Genomic DNA, 25,122 nt, shown 5'->3' on the forward strand with positions numbered 1-25,122 from the left:
CGATGAAATTTACTGTGTCACGTAATTGGCTCAGGAAACCAGATTAGCAGTTACCAAACCACTTTCACAACGAAAGCTAGCGGCCAACGCTACTTTGCCCCGTGTCGCAACACGTCCTTCCTGTTATCTTCCTTAAATAAAAAGGCCTGAACGCTGGTTCAGGCCTTATGCGGTTGAGATCAACACTTAGCAGCTATTAATCTCATTAAGTAGTCAATGCGCTTACGGTTGATAAGACGTATTTAAGGTAACTCCGGAAAAAGTACTGTATGCACGAATTCCGATGTGCCAAGTCCCCGCTTGCGGATTATTGAAAGAACAGGTTTCTTCGTTCCCTGTTTCGTACGGGCGGCAATCGTACGTGCTGGTAGTGGGCTGGCTACCGTAACGGATGTATAAATCAGCATCACCTGACCCACCTGTGATGGTAAAGTCCAGGGTCGCCATTCCTGCCGGCACATCCCATGTGTAATACTTCCAATTGTTAGTGGTTGCAGAAATATTGGTTACCTGTGCTGTTGAACCCTGCCCACTGCTCGCTGTATCGTAATCAGCCACAAGCTGCACGCCGGAGAACGCTGAATAGCCGATCACTTTTACATAGTAGGTGCCGGTTGAGGGCGATGCAAAGTCACAATTTTCGACATTCCCTGATTCCCAAGGACGGCAATCATAAGTGGTGGTAGTGGGTGCACTAGCAAATCTAACATATAAATCTGCATCACCGGTCCCGCCAGACATGGCAAAAGATAGGTTCGATGCGCCTGCCGGAACATCGATAGCAAATTCAAGTTCCTCGTCTTTTGCGCCAGCAAGGTTGGTTTGTGCCACGCCCTTAGTCAATGCTACAGGACCAGTGCCTGTGCCAGAACCACAATTCGCAGCCATGTAGTCAGAGGCTGCTTGTGTTTGAACCATACCGTAACCGGTACGGTCATCACGACCTGCGACGTCCAGATCATCGGCGGTTGCCGTCAGAGCAGTACGTACTTCTGCTGCTGTACACGTTGGATTTTTACTCCATGCTAGCGCGGCGACACCGGCCACATGAGGCGTCGCCATCGACGTACCATTGTAGTAGGCGTAATCAGTATTAGCGGCTACCTGTAACGTAGCAGACGTACCCGCGGAAGCTGCAATTTGTTGACCTAGCGTACGGTTAACCGACACAGTCGGTACCGACACGGCACCTGTTCCATCCACCAGGAATGGGTTTTGTAGCCCGGGGCGTGCCGCGTTACTGTAAACAACGACACCTGCCGCACCCGCATCAGCACAGGCTTTAGCTGGATCCACTTCAGGGTAGGTGCTACCAACCTGGTTGGCATGACGTTCTGCGACACAGATTTTACCACTCATGTTGCCGCAGCTGTAGGTGCTGCCTGAGCGTGAACACGCACCGATTACGCCAGATACAGTGCCATTGACGTTGGTAACCACATAATCCGCACCACTTTGAACATAACGTGTTTGCGGTAATACGCGGTCGTCGCCTGTGGTGCTGCCGTTAAATGTTATATAACCCTGTCTACCGTCGTTCACACCCACGGGAGACAGTATGGCTTCACCCGGACCAGCGATTTCCACTTGATTGGTGAATTGAGAAAATTCAGCGTGCTGACCTGATTCATCGACCGCTGCAACTGACATCACTGAATCGTATGAGGCTGGGTAAGAGTGAGTTGAGTCACCTGCGTTACCGGCAGCAGCAACCAGTAGGATACCGCTGTCATAAAAACCCTGCAGTGCATTTTGTTCGGTAACTGACGAGCCCGCACCACCTAATGACATATTCACCACGTTTGCGCCGGCGTTATCACAGTTTTGAATGGCTGTAACCAGGTCACTACTGTAACCCCAGCCTGATTCGTTAAATACTTTAATGATATGCAGGTTGACGTTTTGATTAGGCAATACGCCCACCACACCTTGTGTGTTATTAATTGCTGCAATGGTACCGGCTACGTGGGTACCGTGCGACCCTCCTGGTGTAGACCAGGAGCCAGTACCACTGTCGCTGGTACCGCTAACCATATTGCCACTTAGATCAGGGTTGTTGATATCGTAACCTGAGTCAATGATACACACGGTCATATTGGCCGCTTCATTGTCTGATACTAAATCAGCCTGGACTGCGCTTATCCCCCAAGGCTGCGTCTCTGCCATCAGATAACGAATAGGATCGATCTCAGCAAACTTAACCTTTTTATTCTTTTTCAGTTTTTTTACAATAGCGTTGGCCGCTTTGTGGTCTAATTTTTCATCAAGCTTCAGGGTCATCTTAGCCTTGCCAAGCGCTTTGCCCACTTTTAAATTTTTGCCTGCCGCGACTTCCAGCTCTGCTAAAACAGAACGAGATTTCCCACGTGCCTTGCTATTGGAATGAGCTGAATTTTCTGAAGCATTAAGTGCCTCTTTGGCATCCGTTTCGTTCGCAAATTCTACGATTATTTGGTCAGTGACTGCGGCATAGTCACGTTGTTTTTTTGCCTTATACCATGAAGCGAATTCCGGGGTGGTATTGCTGGCTGATGAGGTGTTTTGAGCTTTTACTTCTTTAATGGGTGAAGTTTCTGCTGCAGAGACACTGGACAAACAGGCCAGCGCAATCGCACTGGCACATGCAGTGAATTTGAATTTCATATTGTTTGATTCCTTCGAAAACAACTGCCTATGTTGGATTTAGATCCAATCTTGTAAGGCGATAGCGTTGTTTATTTTTACTTGTTGAGTTGAGTGCTGAGCTCGTGTGAACTTCCTACTACTGCTTGGAATGTCAGTGACGACTAGTAACATAAGGTTGCTAACACAGTACTGATTAATATTAGAAAAACTTTATCTAACATCTAATCCTTGAGAAGAGAAAAGCATTTTTCAGGTCGATTTTTAGTCGACGCTGCCTACTATTACGTGAATGAAATTAAATTTCAACATTATTTTAACTTATGTGAAGGGGAGGGGTTTTTAAGCAGTGGAATGACAATGGGTATATTAAAAAAAATGCATTTTTATGTGTACAGTGTCGGTAGGGCGTGAAAGCGTTTTCATATTGGTTGAGGGTTATAGGATAGCTTAATCTGTAAAAAAATTCTGTCATGACGTAAATCAATATATAAAATCTGATAGGCCTATAGCTTTCTTATATGCACCGTTTATGCAAATCCGTGATCTAACACCGCAACGCAGCGTGCGCTGGTTAGCAGTCAATTGTGCACATTCCAACCCAGCTTTGTTTGCGAGAAAAACGCGACCCCACCATTTTAATAAAGCGGGCAGGATTTATCAGCAAAACTGCCCACAGAATTGAAAAGTGAGATGTAAGAAACGTAACGTGAAACGCCCTCACATCACCTCACAAATTAGTCGTTTTTACTCCACTTAAAATCCTTAAAAGGGTCATCAAGTGGCGTTTTCGCGAGATTGTTAATGTAGTTGCTCATGATTTTCTGACACATCACACAGACGATTTCTAAAAGGTGCTGATGGGTAAAGCCTGCCTTGTAGAAATTTTCACGTTCGCTATCCGAAATATTAGAACGGTTTAATAAAATCGAACGCGTGGTTTGTCTTAACGTTTCTAACTTTTCGTCCGGTAACTTCTTTTCCTCTCGCAAGGCGGTAATGATTTCGTCATCTACGTCCATCTTCTTGGCAATAGCAGTATGGGCGGGGACGCAATAACCGCAGCCATGTTCCACGCTAACGCTTAGCCAAACGACGGTGAGCTCTGCTTTACTGAATGCGGTTTCCTGAGCCAGCCTATGAAGCGTTTGATATGCCTCCAGCGTGGCTGGAGATTCAGCCATTATGCCGTGAAGATTCGGGATCATTCCCATCTCATCTTCAGATTTTTTGAGTAAAGGCTTGGAATCTTCTGGCGCAGAATCTTTTGTATGTATGGTAAAGGTAGTCATTAATCGTATCCTTTTTGACGTGTTTTTTGTAAACATCGAGTAACGATGTGGAAAAAGTAGATACGGCGTAAATTTCAATAAAGGTGTTAAATTATTTTAAGAAAACCATAACTAATAATCGTTTATTTGACATAAGAATGGGCTAGAAAAAAGCTGGGTAAGGGGGAAGTATCCGGCCATTTAGCCATGCATTAGTACATCCTGTGTAGGGACTGTTTAAATAGCCGCTGTTCCCTTTGGTCCTTAACCTGCTATTGCGTTCCCCATGGAGCTGGAGGTGTTTCCACAGGCTGCGTCAGGTCAAAATCTACTCTAAATTCCCGTCCTTCACGAACGAGTTGATAGCTGAAACTGTCAGGGTAAACGAACATTTTCCAAATGTTGCCTATGGATTGTGGCAATCCTTTTTCAGCAAACATCCACTGCGTATAACTATCGGCGGGGAACGCCTGCACCTGCTCGAATCCAGGCCCGCTGGTGATACCGCCATACATAGTAACCTCATCTTCACTACCATCTTTATGCCGATGATCATGTTTTAAACTTAAGCCACTACCGGTTCGGGTAATAATCCAGGTACGAGAATGATCTTTACCCACATGGAAAGGAATGAAAATCTGACGATCGTTACACTTGCTCACATGCATGATTAATGTTTTATTCTGAAAAGCAGCGGAGGGGGCGGTATCCGTTACGATGCGACCTGCAAATGCTTTTCCACACAGCGAGGAGAGCGCATCATAAAAAGCTTGTTGATTAGGGTGAGAATTCAGTGAAGGAAGCGCGGCGAGGCTTTGCATCGAGGCCAGCGTTAATCCAGCGAAAAGGGCATAAAACTTCATTGTGTTTATTCTTCATGGACACGTGATTTCGTTACTATACCTTAACAGGTGAAGATCAATAGTGGTTTTTAGCACAGCTTACAAAGTGAAAGCTCATATATAAAGGACACGCCATCAGATCGCGGCGAAAGTTAAAAAGGCGCGCCCCCGGACAGCCCCTTCCGTAGACTTTCTGCGCAAAGCGGCAAGGACATCCCAACCCCTGACATCTAGACGTCCTATGATTTCCTAATCCATGCAATACGTTTTCTCAGGAGTCAGTCGTTGCTATGCACATAAGAATCTTTCGCGGCTTCAAGATAAGGTAACGCAGAGACGCGTTCAAATTCGGGAGACGCATCAAACAGATAATTCAGTATATTCAGGTGGCCCGCACCATAGATAAGAATAATTTTGTCTCCTGGTTGGTAAGGCAATCGTTGTAAGTTTCTGAAGATACGCAGGTTTCGATTAAACCAGCGTCCGCTTTCGAAGTCGGCGCCAAAATAGGGCTGTGATGCAGTCTCGTACTTAAAGTGACCCACCAAGTAATTCCCGAGGGATTGACGGATTCTGTCAGCTTGGTTCAGCCTGATTAATTCCTCGGCAATACCTTGCTCCTTATAAACCGGCGTCCCGGCGGATATTTTCAATGCCTTGTCGGGTGGGTGAGTATAGAACCGGCTAAAACTACTTTTAGTTTCATCGACAGCCAGATATTCAGCGGTTGTATCGTATAATTTTCCCCATGTATCCACACCGTAAACCGTGCTTAATGACAATGATTTTGCGATCCTGAATCCTAACTGATAAGTCTCAGAACGGCCGGGAAGTTGGTTAGTGTTGAGATAACTGCGATAGGCCTCGTGCAATTCCTTCGCGTGGTCGATTTTGTGCTCCACCACCACGTAATCGGCGTTAAACCCACGCAAACTTTCAACTATCTTTTCGATCTGCTTTTGATAAGCCGGATCTAACACATCAATTTGATCGCTGCTTGCAACTTGCTGAGTGTCAAGATTAGGGAATTCGAAATGAAAGGTTCCCACCGGCAGTATTTTTACCGAGGCGTCAATGGGTAACGACGCTGCTAACATTGTCCAAAATATCAACGCTTTTTTCATCAGTCTCACCTTTATTATGATGACGGGCAGGCTAGCAAAATTTGTGGTGTCCTTCAGTTCCTATTTGTAACAGCCAGTTAATGGGGAAAATACAGCAACCACCGCACTCTTCCATCCGCCGTTCTAACGGAAACGAGAAAGAAGGAACAGCATAGCGTGAGAGCCGCGAATATCTCAGGCAAAACCAATCTGTGCAGTTCTGATCCATTCTGACCATTCTTAGCAATACACTTAATATCCGATAGCTACGCGCAATGCTAACCTATAAAAACAAATAAGTTGCGACCAGGCTCTTTAATTTGAACACTCATCCAGGGCTCACTGAAGATGGACAATGACAATCAGGTGTTAGGGGTAATTTTCCACACCCAGCGTGAGCAAGTATGGGCAGCAAGTTTTTATCCATGCAGTAGAAGGTTAACCTGCATTCCCCGCCAGTCGTGGTAATGATTATGATGAGTTAAACATGACGATACTTACTTCCATCGCAGTGTTTCTGGCTGCAGCTGTGATTGCTGTCCCTCTTTTCAAACGTCTGAGACTGGGGGGCATCCTAGGTTATCTAGTTGCCGGGGTGATTATTGGTCCCTTTGCATTAAATATTATTGGGCACCCTGAGACAATTTTACATTTTGCTGAACTAGGCGTGGTGCTCTTATTGTTTATCATTGGCCTGGAGCTTGAGCCACAAAAACTTTGGCGGATGCGTTATCACATTTGTTTAAGTGGAGGAGGGCAGTTAATCACAAGCGCCGCCGTCCTTGGCGTAGCCTGCTTTGCACTTTTATCTTTGTCCTCTCCGCATGCCTTAGTTATCGGACTGGCAGTGGCTCTTTCGTCTACCGCCTTTGCAATTCAGCTTATGAAAGAACAACGCATCTTCACTTCCCCCCCAGGCCAACTGGGTTTCGCGATGTTGCTGATGCAGGACCTGGCTGTCATTCCTATCTTGTTGCTGGTAGCGGGACTGGCCAAAGGAACAAGCGCTACAGATTCGCCCTGGTGGCTCAGCGTTATGGGCATAGTGAGCGTGTTAATCGCTGGACGTTATTTATTAAACCCGTTTCTTCGTGTCATCGCTCGCTACGGTAGTGAGGAAATTATGACGGCAGCATCTTTACTCATTGTCGCCGCCACCGCACTCGCAATGCAGCAAGCAGGACTCTCGATGGGCATGGGCGCTTTCGTGGCCGGCATGTTACTGGCAAATTCTAATTTCAAACACCAGCTGGAAGCTGAAATTGAACCGTTCAAAGGCTTATTGCTAGGTTTATTTTTTATCGCGATTGGCATGAATTTAGATATGGGCTTGTTGATAGAAAAACCCGCTTTTATTGTTGCGTGCAGTATTGCGCTGATTGTGATTAAGACATCAATCATTTTCGTAATTTTAAAATTTAACAAGCAAACGTCCACCGACGCACTGCGAATTGGGTTGATGTTGTCTCAAGGCGGTGAGTTTGCGTTTGTGGTTATGACGCAAGCCACCGGGAACGGGTTGTTGGATGCAACCATTGCTAATCAGGTGACCCTCGTTGTGGGCATATCCATGGCATTGACGTCTCCTATGGTCATTCTCTACAGTAACTTATTTCATAGTAAGCACTGTCCCAGAGTGTATGACGATCATCGTGCGGAAGAAGAGCCTCGAGTCATCATCGCCGGTTTCGGCCGCTTCGGCCAAATTTCTGCCAGAATATTAGCAGCCAATCATATTCCGTTCACTGCCTTGGACATCAATGCTGAACATATCGAGTTCGTCAATAAATTTGGCAACAAAGTGTTCTACGGAGACGCCACCAAACGCGACCTCCTTAAAAAAGCCGGCATAGAAGAAGCGCGGGTATTGCTTATAGCGGTGGATGATCAAGACGCTGCCATCACCATAGCTAAAATGGTCAAGGAGCAATTTCCGGATATTCACATTGTTGCTCGCGCGCGAAACCGAACCATGGCGATAGAGCTGCACCGATTAGAGGTGAGCTATATTGTTCGTGAGTTATGGGCAGGTAGTCTGGAGGCGGCAGATTTCCTTTTGCAGGCATACGGATATAGCGAAAACGAAGCCGACAGAATGATCTCAATATTTTCACGGCATGATCAGGAACTTTTGGACACGGCGAAAAAGCAACAAATGGGTGAGCGGGAGTTAATTAAACTAAGTGGCAAAGGACGTGCCCAGCTGGAGTCATTGTTTAATGAGGACGCGGAAAATCTGAAGTAGCTGCATTAGCACATCATCGATTCAACTTCTTAAATTGTCGTCTGTTTGCTTAGGCGTTTAAATTCGGTAAACAATGTCATCAGATCAGAACGTTCTTCAGCACGAATGGTCTCTATCACTTAATATGTTTTAAGATCTCTTTGAAGTGCACGTTATCGCTGCTCTGCATCATTTCAAACAAACACATTTCTAAGCCCGTGATATTCGCCCCAGCTAGTCTCATATTTTCAATGGCCAGATTAACATTTGCCGGCAACCTGGACGCAATACAATCAGCTACTACTTCAACCGTCAAACCTTTGGCCAATAACCCTTTAACCGTCTGATACACACAAATGTGTGCTTCAATACCGGCAACCAACCAAGTGGGTTTATTAAGCTGGGAAATGTGGGTATTAATATGTTGTTCATTTAACCCATTAAAGTGCGACTTTTCGAATGGTTCATAACTGAGTAAGCTGTTCAGGATTATCGGGTGGGTTGCACCTAAACCATCTGGATTTTGTTCCAGTACCACCACCGGAATCGAAAGCACCTGACAGCATTGGATCAGCGCGCGTATATTGAATAGCATGGTTTGGCTATTGCACACCAAGTTTGCCAGTTTTCCCTGAACATCCACCACCAATAAACCACAGTTTTCAGCTTTAATCATTTCATCAATCCGATAAGTAAGGGGGGCTTATCCAGCAAATTTCTTCTTATACGTGATCCGGCTTAAGTCCCTCAATGAAAATATCCTTCTTTGCCAGGCTTTGCAATTAACGGTGCCTTGTGCTTTGCCTCGCTGCTGTTGTTTGCGGGTAAGAATGTAATAGCAGACAGAGACTAATCATTCCCATACCAACCCAACCTAACATATCAAACTTTTCGCCCAGCAAGAGAATAGCCAATAAGGTTGCCACCACCGGTTCGAATAATGTGATCAAGGTAGCATTGCTGGCATCTACCGAGGTCAAGCCATAGCCGAACAGCAAATATCCTGCATACATAGGAACAAGTGCCATGTAAACTGAGACAGTGATATGTATAGGCGTTGCAAACAGATTGTCTCCGGTCAGCAACAGCGAAGGAACAAGAAGGCTGGCGGCGCCACCAAACAATGCCGCCATGGACGATTGCGCCTTTACCCCTCGATTTATTAGTTGCTTCCCTACCCAGGAATACCCTGCATAGGTTAATCCGGCAACCAGTCCCAGCAGGATCCCCAACTCTTGCACATGCCCCTGACTTATTGTTAATGGTCCAGGCATCTTTCCGTGCGCCAATAAGGTTATTCCAATAGCGCCGATAAGAAATCGAAACCACCAACGAGACGAAATGCGCGTTTTACTATAAAGACACTCTATTACGGCAGCAAAAAACGGCGCGCTGGCAAGGGAAATCACAGTGCCAATCGCTACTCCTGAAAGACGCATGGAAGAATAAAAAGCAAGCGGATAAATTGCCACACATGCGCTTCCTACTATAAAAAGAAATGGGTAAGCCAGCAATTTAGCTTTATCTTTTTTCAGCCCAGGCCACGCCGTTATCAGCATCAATATGCCACCAAATCCCGTTGCGAAAGCGCCAATAGCAAGCGGGCTGACATCGGCTGAGTAACTTGCCGCAGTCCCTGTGGTGCCCCATAGTACGCTTGCCAAAACAATGGCAAATATTCCTTTCCTCTCAACGGTATGTAATGACATAGACAGCTCTTCAAAATGCATCCTTAAGAGATGCTATAGTAAAGCTTTGTTTTTCGTATGACTTGACAAAAAGGCCGGTTTATTTGTCAGGTGAGGCGAACATTAACGGTTGAATTTAGTGGGCGCGAAGCCACAATATTGGGAAAACTTCCGACTGAATGTGGAAAGGGTTGGGTAGCCCACCTGCTCCCCAATTTGTTGTAGGGGATAATCGGTATGTGTCAACAAAGCCTGAGCCTTTTCCATACGCACTTTCGTCACATATCGCATCGGTGTTAACCCGGTGTGCTGCTTAAATAACGATTTAAACTGTGTAGGACTTAAACACGCCTGCTGCGCTAGCTGCGTGATACTGAGCTTGTCAGCGAGGTGCTGGGCGATAAACAAAATAGATTTTGCGATACGACTGTCAATCCTTGGCAGTAGTGTCTGTCCATCGAGCAACTGATAAAAGGTGCTACACATTGACTGCTCTAAAGCAGGATTAATTTGCTGCTCCAATTGCTGTTCGACAAAGCTCAAATAATAGCTTAGCGGGGCACTGAGAGAAAAGACCACCCCCGGGTAGGCTAGAATATTATCAGGAAGGGTAGGCAAATCAGCGACCACAAATTTCGCCAAGGAGTCTGCTGTAAACAAGTGGGTTGCGGTCCGTCTTACCACCACACATTCGCCAGGGGAAACTTTGCCGTTAAAGCATTCTACCTGAATGGAAATAACGCCCCGCAGCGGCATGACCAACTGATGAAACTCGTGCGAATGTTGAGTCGGCTTGGTGCTGTAAGAACGAATGGATAAGCTGGCTTTCATGAAATGCGATTGAGGTATCAGAAGAAACATTATTATTATGCATGAGGGGCATCTTAGCTTAAAGTGCTAATCATTACAGCCTCAGGAATTCCCGCCCTTAGAAAGGCTTTGCCTTAACCAGGCATCGACAAATAAGTCATTAGCAAGGTAAACAAGCGCGCCTCTCCACCAGCACGGTGAATGTAGACGTATTACCCAGCGAAGAGGTGGAGCATATCGGTGCGGTCAGCGGGTAAACGTTGTTTCTCGCTGAGGGCTCGGCAAGATACAACGTGGCGGCCCTGTCAATTGTCGTCCAGACACACTCCCTTACTCTCTTTCTCCTATTTACCATGAGACATGATTTGTTATGCAAACTAGTCGGCGTTAATCGTCGGTCGGCCAAAACTGTGATAAGTGTCTTTCCGCAGTTTGTGTTACCACATCTTGGTTAAGCGCAAACTGTTCCCCCAAAAACACATGGGCCAGTTCATTGTCGGCAAGCGCTGTACACACAATATCCAGCGCATCATCGATATTTTTACCTCCTTCGCAGTAACGCACATGATGTTCCACCTTGCCGTAACATTCTGTTTGTTGGGTAAACCACTTTTTGATGATCATCTTTCCCAGTTGTTTATAGCGTGCCTGGTGCGACCCAAAAATAATAAAAAAGGTTTTATCTAACGGTAAACTAGCCTGAGAGTTGATTTTATTTAACACCGCCACCGTTTTCTCAATTTCTTCCTTAGCCACGGTATCCATGGCCCTAGCGAAAAGAGGAGCCAAAGTGGACTTCAAGGTCGTCAAATCGATAAACTCATTGTGCTGGGGGTTGACTGCCCACTCCTCAACCACACAAAACAATTCCCGAATAACTGACATATGCGCTTCATCTTTGTGCGCGCGAATAAAATCGAGAATCTCGCCATAGTTGTCTGCGTACATCAATAGTAAAGGTAAGTGGGCTGCGGCTTTAATGTCATGATAATGTGGGCCCACTACCTCATGCTCATCCACCTCTTTTCCACACTGGGCGATAATACGGTCATCCATGCGGATAACGAGCTGATACTCGCCTCCTAGAATCTGTTCCCTGAAGACGTGCTTCCTTTTTGCATAGCGCTCATGAAAGGTAAGATTAACGTGATGCAATGTGCCTTGTGAAGGGAGCTGCTGGGTATCTTTTAGAGAAGTCATTGGCATCCTTTTGGCTAAGGAAAGTATTGTCTATACCTGAAAATTAGTACTTTTGTTCAATGGTAATACTGCAAAATAGATATTTAATAATATGTAGGAATAGATAATCTATGCTTGAGATATAAAATGACGAAAAACGAGCAAAAAAACGTGGTTTCCAGCAGACACCAGTATCGTTTATTCACCGTTGACAACGTGTTATTTGATATACCCAGTAATGTATACGACGAAAACGCTGTGAATGGGTGGTTTGAAGCGATAATCCAAGAAGGAAGAAAATTCGATAAATGGGTGATCTTTTCGATCCCTGATAGCAGTTTAACCATATCCGCCAGTGCTGCAACAAATCTTGGGGAACGCTTACCCCAGTTACGCCAGCACGGTTGTATCGGGATACTGTTGCTGGCGACTCATACCAATGCAAAAATTTTCCATCATAGTGTGAAAGCCACTCCTGCCGACTTTGATTTCATCGTAAGTGAATCCATGGAATTTCTGTGTCAGCAAGCTGAACAGCTATTGGGTGAGCAAGGTAGGCTAAACATTTTTAATGTTCATCAGCGATAGATGGGGAGTATTGGAATCGAACGTTTTCACAAGTTTACTGGCGATTTGACGGTTTAAGCGATCGCATACATCCAAACCGGGCAGCGCTGCGTGGTGAGAACGCTGATGAGGGGAGCCGACGTAAAGATGCTCATGCGAGGTCAGTGATCCCTCACTAAGGGGGGGCAGTCTGGGCGTTCGCTGCTTTAGTGGAGGAGGGCTAATACCCCTGCAATCTATTGTAAACGTGTCGCTACTATCCTGAGAGCGGCTTGGTGGTATGAAGCATCCTCGCTCTACGCGCAGAACTTCGCTTTCTAAAAGCGCCCACAACTTGTATGCATTTTCCAGCGGCAAAGCGCCGAGCGCTTTAGCCACAAGCGAATGCGGAAAATCTTTAAACTCACTATGCCATGCATAAGCGACATTAGCGTAAAGCGTTTCAACCAGGCTAAGGAAGGCGTCCAATATTTCCTGCCAATGCCAATGCCAATACTGATCATGTTTGGCCCGGCTGTATGCAACCAGTTCACACTGTAACTTGCGTTTGGCGTCACACTGTGAAGAGGTATTAGTCAAAAAAGCCAGGGCTTGTTTGAACTTCATTGATGCAATTTGTTTGTATACCTGTGGGCAATAATGAGCGAAGGCGGGCTCACATACGGCTTCATAGAGCGCTTCAAAGTGCTCGAATTTAGCAGGCAGCTTTGATTTCATGAATGCCATAATGCGCGCCTGATGGGAGCTGGGATACCATAAGCTGGGGAATACGCCTGACGGAGAAAGTACCTTGATAGTGTATTCCCGATGAGGGGAATAAATTACCTGTTTTGAGTTGTCTGTAAAGTACCCATTGAGGTGAGCGATGGTCAAAATGGAATCCACCGCCGTTAGCGAACTGCCGAAGATAGTATAGTGAGACTTGCCCGTGAGGCATGCGGGCTTCAACGGATAAGGTGATTGGCTCATGGAATTAGTTAACCCCGCGTTATTGACGATGGCCCTATATCCAATGTACCAAACTCCACCAGTTTGTAGCTGACACCCTTTCTCTGATTCAGAAATACGCGTGACAGGGTTGTCCAAATGTACGGTGACACGCACATTGCGCTGCCACAGTATTTCTATCAACGCATTAAAATTAGCCTCTAAAAATTTCCCCACTAAGGCTCGGGGTAATACAGTAAGAAGAGGGTAATTCCGATGGTCACCGCATGTATGGTTCCATTCACCAAAGTCTAGCAATAGAGGAGGTATGTCATCTGGGTGCAAATTAGAAAGTAAGCCCGGAAAACTGGTTTCGTGACTAAACGCATGCCCGCATCCTACCTGCGATGACGCTTCAAAAATGTCGAGTTCCACATCTGAAAGCGCCAGCATGTGCAAATGATAAAGCAAATAGACGGTGGCAGGGCCCGCGCCTATTACTGCTATCTTGGGTTGTCCTGCCGCGTGAAGTGAAATGCTACCCATGGGAGTGTATACCGCAATGTGCCCTTATGGTAAATGCTCCCCACCTGTCACGCCAATAATTTCAGCGGTCATGTAACTGGACTCTTGCGACGCCAAAAAGACGTAAGCAGGGGCAAGTTCAATCGGTTGCCCGGGTCGTCCCATCGGGACATGTTCACCAAACCCATCTAATTTCTTAGCCGGCTGACCACCGCTTTGCTGTATCGGCGTCCACACTGGGCCCGGCGCCACACCGTTCACCCGTATGCCTTTTTCAATCAGCATTTTGGCAAGACCTTGGGTAAACGCAGTAATTGCTCCTTTCGTCGACGCGTAATCCAGCAGACCGGCGGAAGGCTGATACGACTGGATTGAAGTAGAATTAATAATAGTTGCCCCTGGTGGCATATGCTTCACTGCGGCCTTGGTAATATAAAACATCGAGAAAATATTGGTTTCGAAGGTGGTGCGAAACTGCTCGGAAGATAATTCTTCAAACGACTCTGTATGTTGCTGTTTGCCCGCATTGTTCACCAGAATATCTATTCCGCCTAGAAAGTCGACAGCTTGCTTCACCAGCGTTTGGCAAAACGTTTCATCTTTAATATCGCCGGGTATCCCTTTTATTTTTTTTCCTTCAGAGGTAAGTAATTCAATAAGGGTATGAGCGTCCTTTTCTTCACTGGGGAGATAATTGATCACCACATCGGCCCCCTCCCGAGAATACGCAATGGCAACCGCGCGGCCTATTCCGGAATCGCCTCCCGTGATCAGCGCTTTTCGTCCGCTGAGCCTATCTTTACCTCGATACAGGCTATCGCCATGCTCAGCTTGTGGTTGAAGTATTTCGTCTAGGGCGGGATCGGGCTGGTTAGAATTTTTGCCAGTATCCCCTGGAGGATATTGATAGCGGGGATCTTGCATCGTAAATTGATTGTTTTCACTCATGCCAGTGTCCTTTTGCGAAAGTAATGCAGATATCATTCATGTCTACACAAATGGGATCGCGCCGGTTTAGTGTCTATAAGCATTTAATGTTTATTTAATATGCAGAAACAGTTGCCGTGAGCTGACGACTATTACTGTTTTTTCGTCATGACTAACCTTAAGAGCTTTTTTTGATAGCTCGCTACTACCGCCGAGATGGCAATCGAAAAACCTGAAGGAAGTACAAAGTTAAACCCTATTTGGGACAACCCACGCGCATAGCAGGAGTGCGGGTTAACTTTGTTCTAGCATCATTCCAATGACACCAACAGTGAATCCGATGATGGCCCCCATAGGAGGGAACCAATGGTTTTTCATAGCTACCTGAGGGGCCATGTCCTGAAACAACGTGTATAAAATACCGCCTGAGGCGATTAACATTATCGCGGCCACAAAGAGCGGCGAATCGACCGACCATAAATAACCTATAATCCCCCAAGTAAACTTAAGTACAGTGCTGAGGCCCACCCCAGAGATTCTCATTACATGGCGGGTTGTATGGCATTGGCTCACTGGACGCGCTGTCCCTTGTCACTTTTCACTTCTTACTTGTCATCTGCTATCTATCATGTGGTTCGTCAACGCGTGTACCGTTGCAGCCATATTAAAATTAGTGAACACTATCTGTCTCTCCTCACACCCTGCAGTCATTCACTCTGAACAATCCCGCCTGAGCCGTTTTTCGATATTTACTGAGTGATCATCAGCTTTAATCACACTAAGCTCACCGCACGCTTCCAGCACGACCGCGTCCACATCTTTCTCGTCACAATAGCCTCTTTGGCGAATCGCACAACGCACTTCCGCCGGCGTAACCCGATGGCGTACCAACGCCGAATCAATTAATTCACCATTTAACGCTAAAACAGAAGGTGCATGTTGAGTGTATTTTCTAAAAACGCGCGAGTGGACAGATAAGAAGGTAAATACATACTGGAGGACGAACAAACAGCATATTGCCGTGGCGCCTTCCCAGATCGACACGGATCTATTTAATGCCGTCGTGCCCAATAATGCGCCCATGGCAACGGTGACGATCCAGTCAAAATTATTAAGCTTTGCACTGGCTCTTTTGCCCACGATTAATATCAGCAACACCACCACAAAATATGCCAAAGAGGTCGCAGTGACTACTTCCAGAATAGATACACTCTTTTCCATACGGTCTATAATTACCAAGGTTTTGATAAGTCGAAGATAAAGTATAGTCAAACTCACCCAAGATAGTTCATTAAAGGAAGTGATCTAAAATCTCACTTACTGCTATATATGATGAAACCAACTTATTGAACTCTAGGCTTTTCTCTGTGGAGCTTTCCAGGTTCAAAGGTGCTGTAGCACATGTTTGCGTAGTCTGTGTTTCCTCTCTGGTTAGATAGAAAAAGGCGCTATGAGTTAGCTTATGAAAAAGGATTAACTTATGCGTAGAATATTTCTTTCAGCAACAGCCATGGCCACGCTTTTGTGCTCCAATAGCGTGTTCGCACAAACAAATTTTGAACTGAGTAATTCCCTGGCAGGGCACTTTTTCATTAGCCTTATCGCTGGAGTAATGATTGCCGTAGGGATTCAGTTTTTATTAAGCAACTTAGCTATTGCCCTGGGAATTACCGCGATAGGAGATGTGAGGGACTATGAAAATACTTCAGGTTCATCCTCATCCTCTTCGTCATCATCTAATTCTGATAGCTCCAGTTCCACTAAGTCTATGGGCCGAAAGGTAACAGCGGGATTAGGCCTGTTTACCACCATTACCATGTCTATCTCGCTTTTTGTGGCAGTGTGGCTGGCAACTGACCTCAGTATGGTGAGCAGCGCATTAAACGGCGCTATTTTGGGGTTAGTGGTATGGGCATTTTTCTTTTTGTTGGCACTGATGGTGGATGTGAAACTAACCACTGCAATTTGCGGCAACCTGGTTTCGTTGATCCAAAAAGGGTTGGCCGGTACCTCCAGCGCGGTAGCGGGTGTATTTTCTACCAGCGATGAATCAAAAGCCCGTTCATTTGCCAAAGAAACGGTTAAAGCCATTCACGATGAGGTGAAAAAAGAATTCGATACCAGCGACCTGGATAGCAAAATTAAGCAGTATATTGACCGTGCTACATCTGATAGCTTTTCAGCCAAAGATTTTAGGAAAGAATTAGAAAAGCTTATAGATGAAATTGAAGTAGAAGAACAGTATGTAACTGATGATCCCAATACAACCAAAAAGTTGATTTTGGATATAGCAAGTAATCGCCCTTCTTTAAATGAAGAGCAGAAGAAGCAATTGTCCAGTTCGTTAGACGACATAAAAGCCTCTATTCGCGAAAACGACTCCCATCAGGCTAGAGCTACCGCTGCATTTGATAAATTGTCGCCGGGCGATGAAGAGCAGGGGCGTAAATACCGTGAACAAGTCCGTGCCTATCTTGATAAAACAGGGAGGGAAGAACTTTCTTCCGAAGAAATCGAACGCGATCTGGAAACCATCTTTGATAATCCAGCCAGTGCTCAGCGCATATTAAGTAATCGTCTAAGTCAGCTAGATCGTGACTCGATAAAAGCGATGTTGGCAGCGCATGACAGTATGGATGAATCGAAAGCGGAAAAAGTCCTCTCAGCGTATGACAAAATTTTGTCAAAGTTTGCCAACAATACGTCAGATTCAAGTTCAGGTAGCGCTACCCCGAATCTGCCAGCGAGAAGAAGTAAGGCCGAACAGCGGGTACAGCAATGGTTCGACCGCATGCAGCGTCCTGAGCTCAGATATCGCGACCTCAAGAATGATTTCATGGCCATTCTTAACGATCCTTCCATGGCACCTCAGGTCCTATCAAAACGGTTGAGCAGAATGGATGAGAAAACCGTTAGAGCATTGTTAACCAACAATGATCAAATCGACGAAAAAGATATTGACCAATATATGGCAAAATTTGAGGAAGCCAAAGCTGATCTCCTTGATCGGATTAACAAGATGCAGGCAGAGGCTGAGAAGCGTATTAACGAACTTAAACATATGGCGTTTGAAGAAGCAGAGGCGGTACGAGCTACCGCTGCGTCTGCGGCCTGGTGGTTGTTTGTCAGTGCGTTAGCCAGTGCTGGTGCCGCCGCACTGGCCGGCGCCCTTGCCAGTAATTTAATTTAATCGCTAACCTACAAAGCACGCATGTACGCATGCGTGCTTCCTCACCGGAGGGCTCATGTTCATTGCAATCGCCGGTAGTTTTATCATGACCCTGATGGTAATCGCCTTTCACTATTATACCCTACGAGCTGTTACTTCTTTGTCCGAGCAATTCAGTAAGGGCTTTAAACGGAATGTGACGGTGGTGAGTTGTATCTTTTGTATCCATTGCGTTGAAATTGTCTGGTTTGCGTTTGATCTCTTTATCGCTTATGAAGTAGTAGGCCTAAGGGGATTTGAGGAAGATTTTAGCGGCTCCGTTCAGGCGTATCTGCACCTCTCCGCAAGCAGCTTTACTACCTTAGGCGCGTTTGTCTCAACACCTAAAGAAAACATCGCACTTGTACTCGATATGATTTCGTTAACAGGCTTTACGATGCTTACCTGGTCGGCCACTCATTATTACAGTATATTCTCTCGTTGATTTGTTATAGACCCATAGGTGTAAAATAAGGAAATTTTTCGTTGCCAGCTTAATGGTAAAAAGGGATATTCGACTCCTGTTTGAAATGGTTATAACCTCGGAGACGACCCTCCCTAAGTGGTCTTCACTTGAGAACACGCGGTGGTCGGTTGATTCGTATTTCAAATGAAAGAATGACTTTGTAATTTTTACTCTAATTATTACCAAAACCCCCTATCGCATCTCCAAGTCGCCTCGGTTCTAATCGAAATTAACGCCTTACAAAAGTTTAATTTTTCGCCAGCCTAATTTCGTACTTCCATTTTTCCAAGTTAATTTTTTGATTTTTATACATAAATTGAATTTTGTAACTGGTGAAAATTGATTGTATTTCTTCGCAGCTGTCAAACCAGCAAGTACGTCGGTTTGCATATTGCTGTGAATAAATGAATTTTTCTTAAACCATCCATAAGGAGGCGTTATGAAAATTAACCAAGACAAACAGGCCCTGAAACACGTTGGACGTACTCACAGTGTCGCCTGTGCAGTAACTCTCGCGCTTGGATTGGCATTTCCGACTGTCGGATTGGCACAATCTGAAGTGGAATCAGAGAAGGCTGAAATAGAAGTCATAAAGGGTGAGACAGATGTAAAAGTTAAGCAACCAGCACCGAAGGTGGACGTAGCACAGAAAGATCCCCAGGTAGATGTAGAAGTCGGGGAAGCAACGGTAGATGTGGCCTACGAAGAACCTGAAATTGATATTGAACAGCAAGAGCCGGAGGTGAATGTTGTTCAGGCTGAGCCACAAGTTACAGTAAAAGCTGCGGAGCCCGAAGTAACCGTCAATAAGGCAGAGCCTGAAATTCATATCGAAAAAAGCGAGCCTGAGATTGCAGTAGTGAGAAAGGATGAACAAGGTGAGTTGCGCGAAGATAGCGATATAGCCTCAATTAATCATCTGACCCTCGAAGAACTTGAAGGTAAAGACGTGAAAAACCATCAAGGAGATGAGATAGGTAGTATCGAGGAAATTGTTAAATCGAATGATGGCGAGCTCTCTCTGGTCATCGAGTCGGGAGGAGTGCTAGGCCTCGGTTCAGAAAAAACCATTCTGTCTCTAAATGAGGTGGAGCTTCAAGGCGAAGAGGTGGTATGGATGACCAATAAAACCGCCGATAGTTTACCACCATTTAATGAAGAGCTTTACATTGAGCTGTCACGAAAAGACCAGCGAGTAGATGAGTTGATCAGTATGAATCGATAGCCACTGTCAATCTGATAATCTTGAATTAGAAGGAGACATTATGAAAAGTTTTACGTTAACTTCACTTAGCATGGCTGCGCTAGCCTTTGGGGTGGTGGCCGCCGACGATAAACTTTCCACGGGAAAGAATGATTCTACAGTGTTGTCACCAAAGTCTGACTACGAAGCAGTGTTAGATAAATATGACATCAACCGAAACGGTGAGCTCGATAAAACAGAATTAGCGCGCTATTTTGAAGCGAATCAGGGCAAAGATGTCGCCGCCAGTGATGCCCCGAAAGGGGATAAAATAACGGTAACTCAAAAGCCTGCGCAAGTCACCGTTAATCAGAAACCGGCGCAAATTACTGTGCGTCAGCCAAAACCTGAGGTCACCATTAGCACACAGGATCCCGATATTACTATCGATCAACCTGAGCCTGAAGTCGAAGTCACTCAGACAGAACCGCGGGTAAAGGTTAAACCTGGAAAGCCAGCTGTGGATGTCGCCCAGGAGCAACCGAAGGTTGATATAGACCAGCCTGATCCAGAAGTAGAAGTGGAAGAAGCAGACATGGAAGTAGCGGTGAATAAGAAACGCTAATTTTAAAAAGAGATTGGTAGGCGGTGTGAATTTTTCATCGCCCGCCACTCCCTTTAAGCCAGCTCAGAAAACTATTAATTTCACCTATCCGTATTATGGGAAGGAAATAATTATGCGATAGCTTCAAACAATACCGAAAAATCTTCCTCGCCCTTTCCCAAGCACAATGTCGGGTGGGGATATTTACTTACCGCAGCATACCAGATCCGAGCAGACACACAACGGGCGTTTAGCCCCATAAATTCACAACCTTTGCGCTCAAACTCACACAGCGAATCAGCGAATAACCTTGCTACGCCAGGCGTTACCCCGAAACACGGGCGAGGGTTAAGCAATAGTTGCCATTTTTGCCAGTTGTTAGTCTGAGAAAGAATTTGGGCGTGCCATTGATTATGGTCACGCTGCGCCCAGCTTCCGGCTGGAGAATCAATGATCGTATAACCTTTAGTTTCTAAGTAAAACCGTTTATCACTAGGGTTCATCTTAATTGTAACCTAATAGTTATCTTTTACTCGTTCACTATAGCGCTAAACCCTACCTATCCGCTATTAGACAAACGGATGAAATTTGTACAGCACTCAATTTGTGAACGATTTTTAATGCGCGAAGTATCAAAATAGAAGGAAGCGGTAAACCGAATAAGCTCATCGTTAACGATCATAATACACCTCGTTAAAAGGAATGAGGTGAGAGAGCGTTCTGCCAAAAACCAGTTTGACATATGGATGGTTAAACGCTTTATTTTATTAAAGTATTTAGAGGAAGCACCTTGTGGCTAATGTATTACGTACCTTTCACGATATTGTCACCAATCAATCGTTAGACTTCGAAGGTAAAGCGAGAGCCCTGCTTCAATATGGGCTGAAATTATTTGCGCTTGATATGGCGATCATTAGCTGGATCCATGATGGTATTTATACTGTCACCGTGTTTGAGTCAGAGGGGAACGAAATTGAGGAAGGAACTGAGTTTCCTTTGGGGAATACTTACTGTGTTCATGCACTTGACGCTAACAAAGCGATAGCATTTCATCACACCGGTAAGTCGTCAATTAAATCTCATCCTTGTTATCAAAATTTTAAATTAGAAGCCTATATTGGCGCACCCATTTATTGTAACGGGCTAATTTACGGAACGGTAAATTTTTCCTCTACACGGCCCACAAGTCCTTTTTCCAAAGAACAACTCGATTACATTGAACTATTTGCCCAGTGGGTAGGCTCGGAGATAAGCCGTGAAGTGACGGTTAAACAGCTCAACAATAACAACCAAATGCTCGCCCGTCTTGAACAAGTGGCCAAAATAGGTACGTGGGAGCTGGATATGCGTACTAACGAGCTAAGCTGGAGCGATCAGACCAAAGTGATTCATGAAGTTCCCCAGAATCATAAACCAGTGTTGGAAAAAGCGATCAGTTTTTACAAAGAAGGGGAAAGCAGGGACAAAATTGTCAATGCGGTAGAGCATGCGATAGCCACGGGAGAGAGCTATAGCGTCGAAACCCAATTGGTTACCGCGAAAAATAATGTGGTGTGGGTTAAGGCTATAGGAAGCGCTGACATTGTTGAAAATGAATGTCGCCGTTTGTATGGCACCATTCAGGATATTACCGACACGGTATTACAAAGACGCCAAATAGAAGAAGAACGAGAAGCTGCAAAACGGTTACTTCATCAGCGCAGCCAGCTTTTTGCCAAGATAAGTCATGAACTTCGCACCCCTTTAAACGGCATTATCGGTATGCTAAACGCGGCGCTCGACAATAAAAATGATAGTGAACGGATGGAAAATTTGAAAGTGGCTTTGCGATGTTCAGATGTGCTGCTGGACATAATTAACGAAGTGTTGGATTACACAAAGCTTAATCACGGCGAGATGAAACTGGAACCCTCCGCTTTTTCTCTTTCGTCACTCCTTGCAGACCTTGTTTCGCTTTATCATCCGGTGTGTGACGCCAAGTCTATTACGCTTACTAACGAAAGTAATATTGCGTCCGATATCTGGGTATATTTTGATGCTACCCGCTTGCGTCAGGTTGTCTCCAATATCCTGGCTAACGCCATTAAGTTTACCGAGCAGGGCGGTGTGACCCTGAAAGCCAATGCCGTAAGTAAAGGGGACGCTACCTATTTGTTAAAAGTCATCATCCGTGACACGGGTATTGGCATGACCGATGAAACTCTGGATTCCTTATTTTCGCCCTTTTCCCAAGGGCCAAAAGGCATTGCATCCAAATTTGGCGGCACAGGTTTAGGGCTGGCTATTGTCAAAGAGCTGCTCGACCTGATGGACGGGAAGATTGAATTTTCGAGCGAAAAAGGGGAAGGGACGACAGTGATAATAACGCTGACGCTACCTCGCGGCAATGCTCAGCTCGTTACTGATGAAGATAAATCGTTACCCGACTTTTCCCAAGCTAAACTGAAGGTGCTGGTTGTCGATGATGTTGAAGTTAACCGCATGGTGATGGATTCAATTTTACAACGAGTTGGGGTTCACGCAGACTTTGCCATTGATGGCAAAGACGCGGTATTTAAATGTCAGCGCGATAAATATGATCTTATTTTCATGGATTGTGTCATGCCAGAAATGGATGGTATGACCGCATCCAGAACCTTGATCAACGAGTCGATCATTTCGCCAGACTGTAAAATTATCGCGCTAACTGCCAATACCTCCGATTTAGATAAAGTAGAGTGCAAAGAAGCGGGTATGCACGGGTTTCTCGCCAAGCCGGTAAGTGCCCATGAAGTGTTTAAAGTGATGAAATTGGTAGCAGAACCGGAATACAACATCTAAAAGATGTTACCTATTTTTTATACGCTCCCTAAGTTTATCCAACCATCCACTGGGCTATTCTCCTTACACAAAAACCAATCATCTATAAGGCACTTCTGAAAAATCTACACGTTGTGAGCAGGATTGCCACAACCTAACGTCTCTAAGAATTTTAACCTATTGATTATTTTAGTTTAATTATTGGTGGCGCACTCTTTGCACTTTTCAGACACTTGAAATTTTTAACAGCGACATGGCCTTTAGCAGACTAAATGAATGAGACGCAATCTGGTAGCGTAATCAGGGTGATTAATGGGGAAATGGGTGCACGTCATCCCCTCGCACACTCCCTTCTGATTCGAGGAGCGTGTCTATACGATTTGTGGTTACGGCAAATAGTCCTCGCTGTGAAAGCACTGCTTTACCGAGCGACAATGATTTTTAATTTGCACCGCCTTTGCTCATGTAATGGGGAAACTCCTTCTATAGAACGGACAAGGTGGAACGGCGCGATGAGGTGTCATTGTTGTGAATTATCAAAGCGATAAATGGTTGGCGATAGGGCCAGCTTAATCCAGATGACATGAGTGTATATGAAACTGACGCAGGTATAAGTAGTTCTGCCTTGCCCTTCACGGACAATATTGATGAGTTGCAGAAAACCGTTTATTGAAGATGAATTGATAGATTTTGTTAACGAAGATGCGTTTCCCTGTGTCGGAGCGAAGACCGCGTTAACTAAAGAGAATATCCACATCAATTGCTATGGTGATATCTGCGCAGAGGATAACACCGGTGATATATTAGGGGACCTGTATCACTTTATTGATGAGTTCGACATTTCCCGCTCCATGTATTCTTCATTTATCAGTGTTTTTGAAACCACGGATTATCTTGATGAGATTGAATTTGAACAGGCGCTCTGGAAGAAATTACAGGCGATGCATAATTTAGATAGTGCACTATGCAAATGGGATCCTGATGTTGCGAAGGATCCTGACCACGCACACTTTAGTTTTTCCATCGGCGAACACGGGTTTTTTATAATTGGTCTTAATCCAAATAGTTCCCGTAAAAGCAGACGGTTTGGATATCCCGCCATCGTATTTAACTTACATGCGCAATTTGAACACCTACGTGAAATGGGACGGTTTGACCGGCTGCGGGATACTATTCGTCAACGGGATGAGAAGTATTCTGGTTCGCCGAACCCCATGTTGGCCACACACGGGGAAAGCTCTGAAGTTTATCAGTATAGTGGCCGACAGATTGAAGCAGGGTGGAAGTGCCCGTTTAAACATAAGGAATAATATGGAAACCACAATTAAACCTCGCAGTGGAACAGCATTTATTTTAAGGAAAGGTCAACGCCTGAAGGTTATCGATCCCGAAGGTGAGCAGGTTTCGGACATTTATTGTTTTAATTTGGACAACAAAGAAGAGTTTTTATCTTCAGGGCGTTCCCTTGACTACAATGAAAGCGTGGCCTTCGGAAAGGGGTCAAAGCTCTATTCTAACCAAAGTAATATTATGCTGGAAATTGTGGAAGATACCGTAGAGCGACACGATTTCTTACTCACACCCTGCAGTAAAGATACGTTCAGACACTTTTATCCCGATGAAGAGCCAGTGCCAGGATGTTATGGCAATTTAGTCCATGCATTTAGTGAATTTAATATCCCGGAGCATTATGTGGGGACCACCTTTAACATTTTTATGAACGTCGAGATAGATAAAAACGGTGGAATTTCAGTCTTACCGCCAACGAGTAAGGCGGGCGACTACACCACCTTTGAAGCGAAGATGGACCTTATCGTGGGTCTTACTGCATGTTCAGCGGGAGAATCCAACAATTTTAAGTATAAACCTATCCATTATTCGGTATTAGATCCCCTCTGAAGGAAAAGGCGTGGCAACCCTCCTAGGCATAGTACGCCTCTTTACGGATGTGTCCGTAAAACCTGGGGAGAACCCCTAAAGGGTTAGACAGCCGGCGTAGGCTCGCTTATTAAACTTGGCTGTGGCAAACCGATAGTGACTATGAATTTTTTATTTATCGCAGAGGCCCAGTCGGCAACTCCTTATCAATAAGAGAGTTATTCGGTATGGTAGAGAAACTCACAGCACATAATGCTTTTGTATGAACAGCGAAGGTGCAATCGGATGCACGCAGACCT

At 45.2% G+C, this 25,122-nt stretch carries 22 protein-coding genes; 9 read left to right on the forward strand and 13 right to left on the reverse strand.

Translation table 11 applies throughout. From position 1 onward, the window contains the following. Positions 1–222 precede the first annotated feature (222 nt). The 4 genes from OPS25_RS15960 to OPS25_RS13700 form a co-directional block, all read right to left on the reverse strand. A complete protein-coding gene (locus OPS25_RS15960; RefSeq protein WP_320411961.1) occupies positions 223–2,643 on the reverse strand; it encodes a S8 family serine peptidase in 2,421 nt (806 codons plus the stop codon). A 716-nt stretch (positions 2,644–3,359) separates the two neighbouring features. Further along, complete coding sequence (locus OPS25_RS13690) at positions 3,360–3,914, reverse strand: carboxymuconolactone decarboxylase family protein (RefSeq protein WP_265618339.1); 555 nt, start codon at positions 3,912–3,914, stop codon at positions 3,360–3,362. 251 nt (positions 3,915–4,165) lie between these two features. Continuing rightward, a complete protein-coding gene (locus OPS25_RS13695) occupies positions 4,166–4,756 on the reverse strand; it encodes a hypothetical protein (RefSeq protein ID WP_265618340.1) in 591 nt (196 codons plus the stop codon). A 257-nt stretch (positions 4,757–5,013) separates the two neighbouring features. Next, complete coding sequence (locus OPS25_RS13700) at positions 5,014–5,859, reverse strand: DUF5694 domain-containing protein (RefSeq protein WP_265618341.1); 846 nt, start codon at positions 5,857–5,859, stop codon at positions 5,014–5,016. A gap of 466 nt (positions 5,860–6,325) precedes the next feature. Between OPS25_RS13700 and OPS25_RS13705 the strand changes: the two genes are divergently transcribed. After that, positions 6,326–8,083, forward strand: a complete 1,758-nt coding sequence (locus tag OPS25_RS13705; RefSeq protein ID WP_265618342.1) for a monovalent cation:proton antiporter-2 (CPA2) family protein — start codon at positions 6,326–6,328, stop codon at positions 8,081–8,083. 115 nt (positions 8,084–8,198) lie between these two features. Here the strand turns inward: OPS25_RS13705 and OPS25_RS13710 are convergent, their stop codons facing one another. The 4 genes from OPS25_RS13710 to OPS25_RS13725 all read right to left on the reverse strand — a co-directional run bounded on the left by OPS25_RS13710 (position 8,199) and on the right by OPS25_RS13725 (position 11,760). Next, complete coding sequence (locus OPS25_RS13710) at positions 8,199–8,738, reverse strand: isochorismatase family protein (RefSeq protein WP_265618343.1); 540 nt, start codon at positions 8,736–8,738, stop codon at positions 8,199–8,201. Between the two features lie 106 nt (positions 8,739–8,844). After that, complete coding sequence (locus OPS25_RS13715) at positions 8,845–9,771, reverse strand: DMT family transporter (protein ID WP_265618344.1); 927 nt, start codon at positions 9,769–9,771, stop codon at positions 8,845–8,847. Positions 9,772–9,873: 102 nt separating this feature from the next. Continuing rightward, entirely contained in the window at positions 9,874–10,611 is a 738-nt protein-coding gene (locus OPS25_RS13720; RefSeq protein ID WP_265618345.1) for an AraC family transcriptional regulator, read from the reverse strand. A 336-nt stretch (positions 10,612–10,947) separates the two neighbouring features. Continuing rightward, the gene (locus OPS25_RS13725; protein ID WP_265618346.1) at positions 10,948–11,760 is read right to left on the reverse strand and encodes a hypothetical protein; all 813 of its coding nucleotides are present in this window, start codon (positions 11,758–11,760) and stop codon (positions 10,948–10,950) included. Positions 11,761–11,886: 126 nt separating this feature from the next. Between OPS25_RS13725 and OPS25_RS13730 the strand changes: the two genes are divergently transcribed. Then, a complete protein-coding gene (locus OPS25_RS13730; RefSeq protein ID WP_265618347.1) occupies positions 11,887–12,327 on the forward strand; it encodes a hypothetical protein in 441 nt (146 codons plus the stop codon). Here the strand turns inward: OPS25_RS13730 and OPS25_RS13735 are convergent. From OPS25_RS13735 to OPS25_RS13750, 4 genes are all read right to left on the reverse strand, one after another. Then, the gene (locus OPS25_RS13735) at positions 12,298–13,779 is read right to left on the reverse strand and encodes an FAD/NAD(P)-binding protein (protein WP_265618348.1); all 1,482 of its coding nucleotides are present in this window, start codon (positions 13,777–13,779) and stop codon (positions 12,298–12,300) included. The two genes, OPS25_RS13730 and OPS25_RS13735, sit on opposite strands and share 30 nt — an antisense overlap. Positions 13,780–13,803: 24 nt before the next feature. Further along, entirely contained in the window at positions 13,804–14,706 is a 903-nt protein-coding gene (locus OPS25_RS13740) for an SDR family oxidoreductase (RefSeq protein WP_265618349.1), read from the reverse strand. Positions 14,707–14,979: 273 nt separating this feature from the next. After that, complete coding sequence (locus OPS25_RS13745; RefSeq protein ID WP_265618350.1) at positions 14,980–15,258, reverse strand: ZIP family metal transporter; 279 nt, start codon at positions 15,256–15,258, stop codon at positions 14,980–14,982. A 138-nt stretch (positions 15,259–15,396) separates the two neighbouring features. After that, a complete protein-coding gene (locus OPS25_RS13750; RefSeq protein WP_265618351.1) occupies positions 15,397–15,906 on the reverse strand; it encodes a DUF421 domain-containing protein in 510 nt (169 codons plus the stop codon). A 259-nt stretch (positions 15,907–16,165) separates the two neighbouring features. On the opposite strand from OPS25_RS13750, the gene OPS25_RS13755 reads away from it, so the two are divergent. From OPS25_RS13755 to OPS25_RS13770, 4 genes are all read left to right on the forward strand, one after another. Continuing rightward, positions 16,166–17,875, forward strand: coding sequence for a coiled-coil domain-containing protein (locus tag OPS25_RS13755; protein ID WP_265618352.1), 1,710 nt, complete (start codon positions 16,166–16,168; stop codon positions 17,873–17,875). Between the two features lie 55 nt (positions 17,876–17,930). Next, complete coding sequence (locus OPS25_RS13760) at positions 17,931–18,338, forward strand: hypothetical protein (RefSeq protein WP_265618354.1); 408 nt, start codon at positions 17,931–17,933, stop codon at positions 18,336–18,338. A 460-nt stretch (positions 18,339–18,798) separates the two neighbouring features. Further along, the gene (locus OPS25_RS13765) at positions 18,799–19,584 is read left to right on the forward strand and encodes a PRC-barrel domain-containing protein (RefSeq protein WP_265618355.1); all 786 of its coding nucleotides are present in this window, start codon (positions 18,799–18,801) and stop codon (positions 19,582–19,584) included. Positions 19,585–19,624: 40 nt separating this feature from the next. Then, positions 19,625–20,167, forward strand: a complete 543-nt coding sequence (locus OPS25_RS13770) for a DUF6470 family protein (protein ID WP_265618356.1) — start codon at positions 19,625–19,627, stop codon at positions 20,165–20,167. 110 nt (positions 20,168–20,277) lie between these two features. Here the strand turns inward: OPS25_RS13770 and OPS25_RS13775 are convergent, their stop codons facing one another. Further along, on the reverse strand, positions 20,278–20,649 hold the full coding sequence (locus tag OPS25_RS13775; RefSeq protein WP_265618357.1) for a hypothetical protein: 372 nt from the start codon (positions 20,647–20,649) through the stop codon (positions 20,278–20,280). Between the two features lie 289 nt (positions 20,650–20,938). Here OPS25_RS13775 and OPS25_RS13780 point away from each other — a divergent pair, with 289 nt between their 5' ends. From OPS25_RS13780 to OPS25_RS13790, 3 genes are all read left to right on the forward strand, one after another. After that, positions 20,939–22,966 (forward strand): hybrid sensor histidine kinase/response regulator, encoded by a 2,028-nt coding sequence (locus OPS25_RS13780; RefSeq protein ID WP_265618359.1) that lies wholly within the window; start codon positions 20,939–20,941, stop codon positions 22,964–22,966. A gap of 626 nt (positions 22,967–23,592) precedes the next feature. Next, complete coding sequence (gene gntA / locus OPS25_RS13785; protein WP_265618360.1) at positions 23,593–24,255, forward strand: guanitoxin biosynthesis heme-dependent pre-guanitoxin N-hydroxylase GntA; 663 nt, start codon at positions 23,593–23,595, stop codon at positions 24,253–24,255. Between the two features lies 1 nt (position 24,256). Next, positions 24,257–24,844, forward strand: a complete 588-nt coding sequence (locus OPS25_RS13790; protein ID WP_265618361.1) for an urea carboxylase-associated family protein — start codon at positions 24,257–24,259, stop codon at positions 24,842–24,844. Positions 24,845–25,122 lie beyond the last annotated feature (278 nt).

This window comes from Alteromonas aquimaris (genome assembly GCF_026183695.1).
Lineage (GTDB): Bacteria > Pseudomonadota > Gammaproteobacteria > Enterobacterales > Alteromonadaceae > Alteromonas > Alteromonas aquimaris.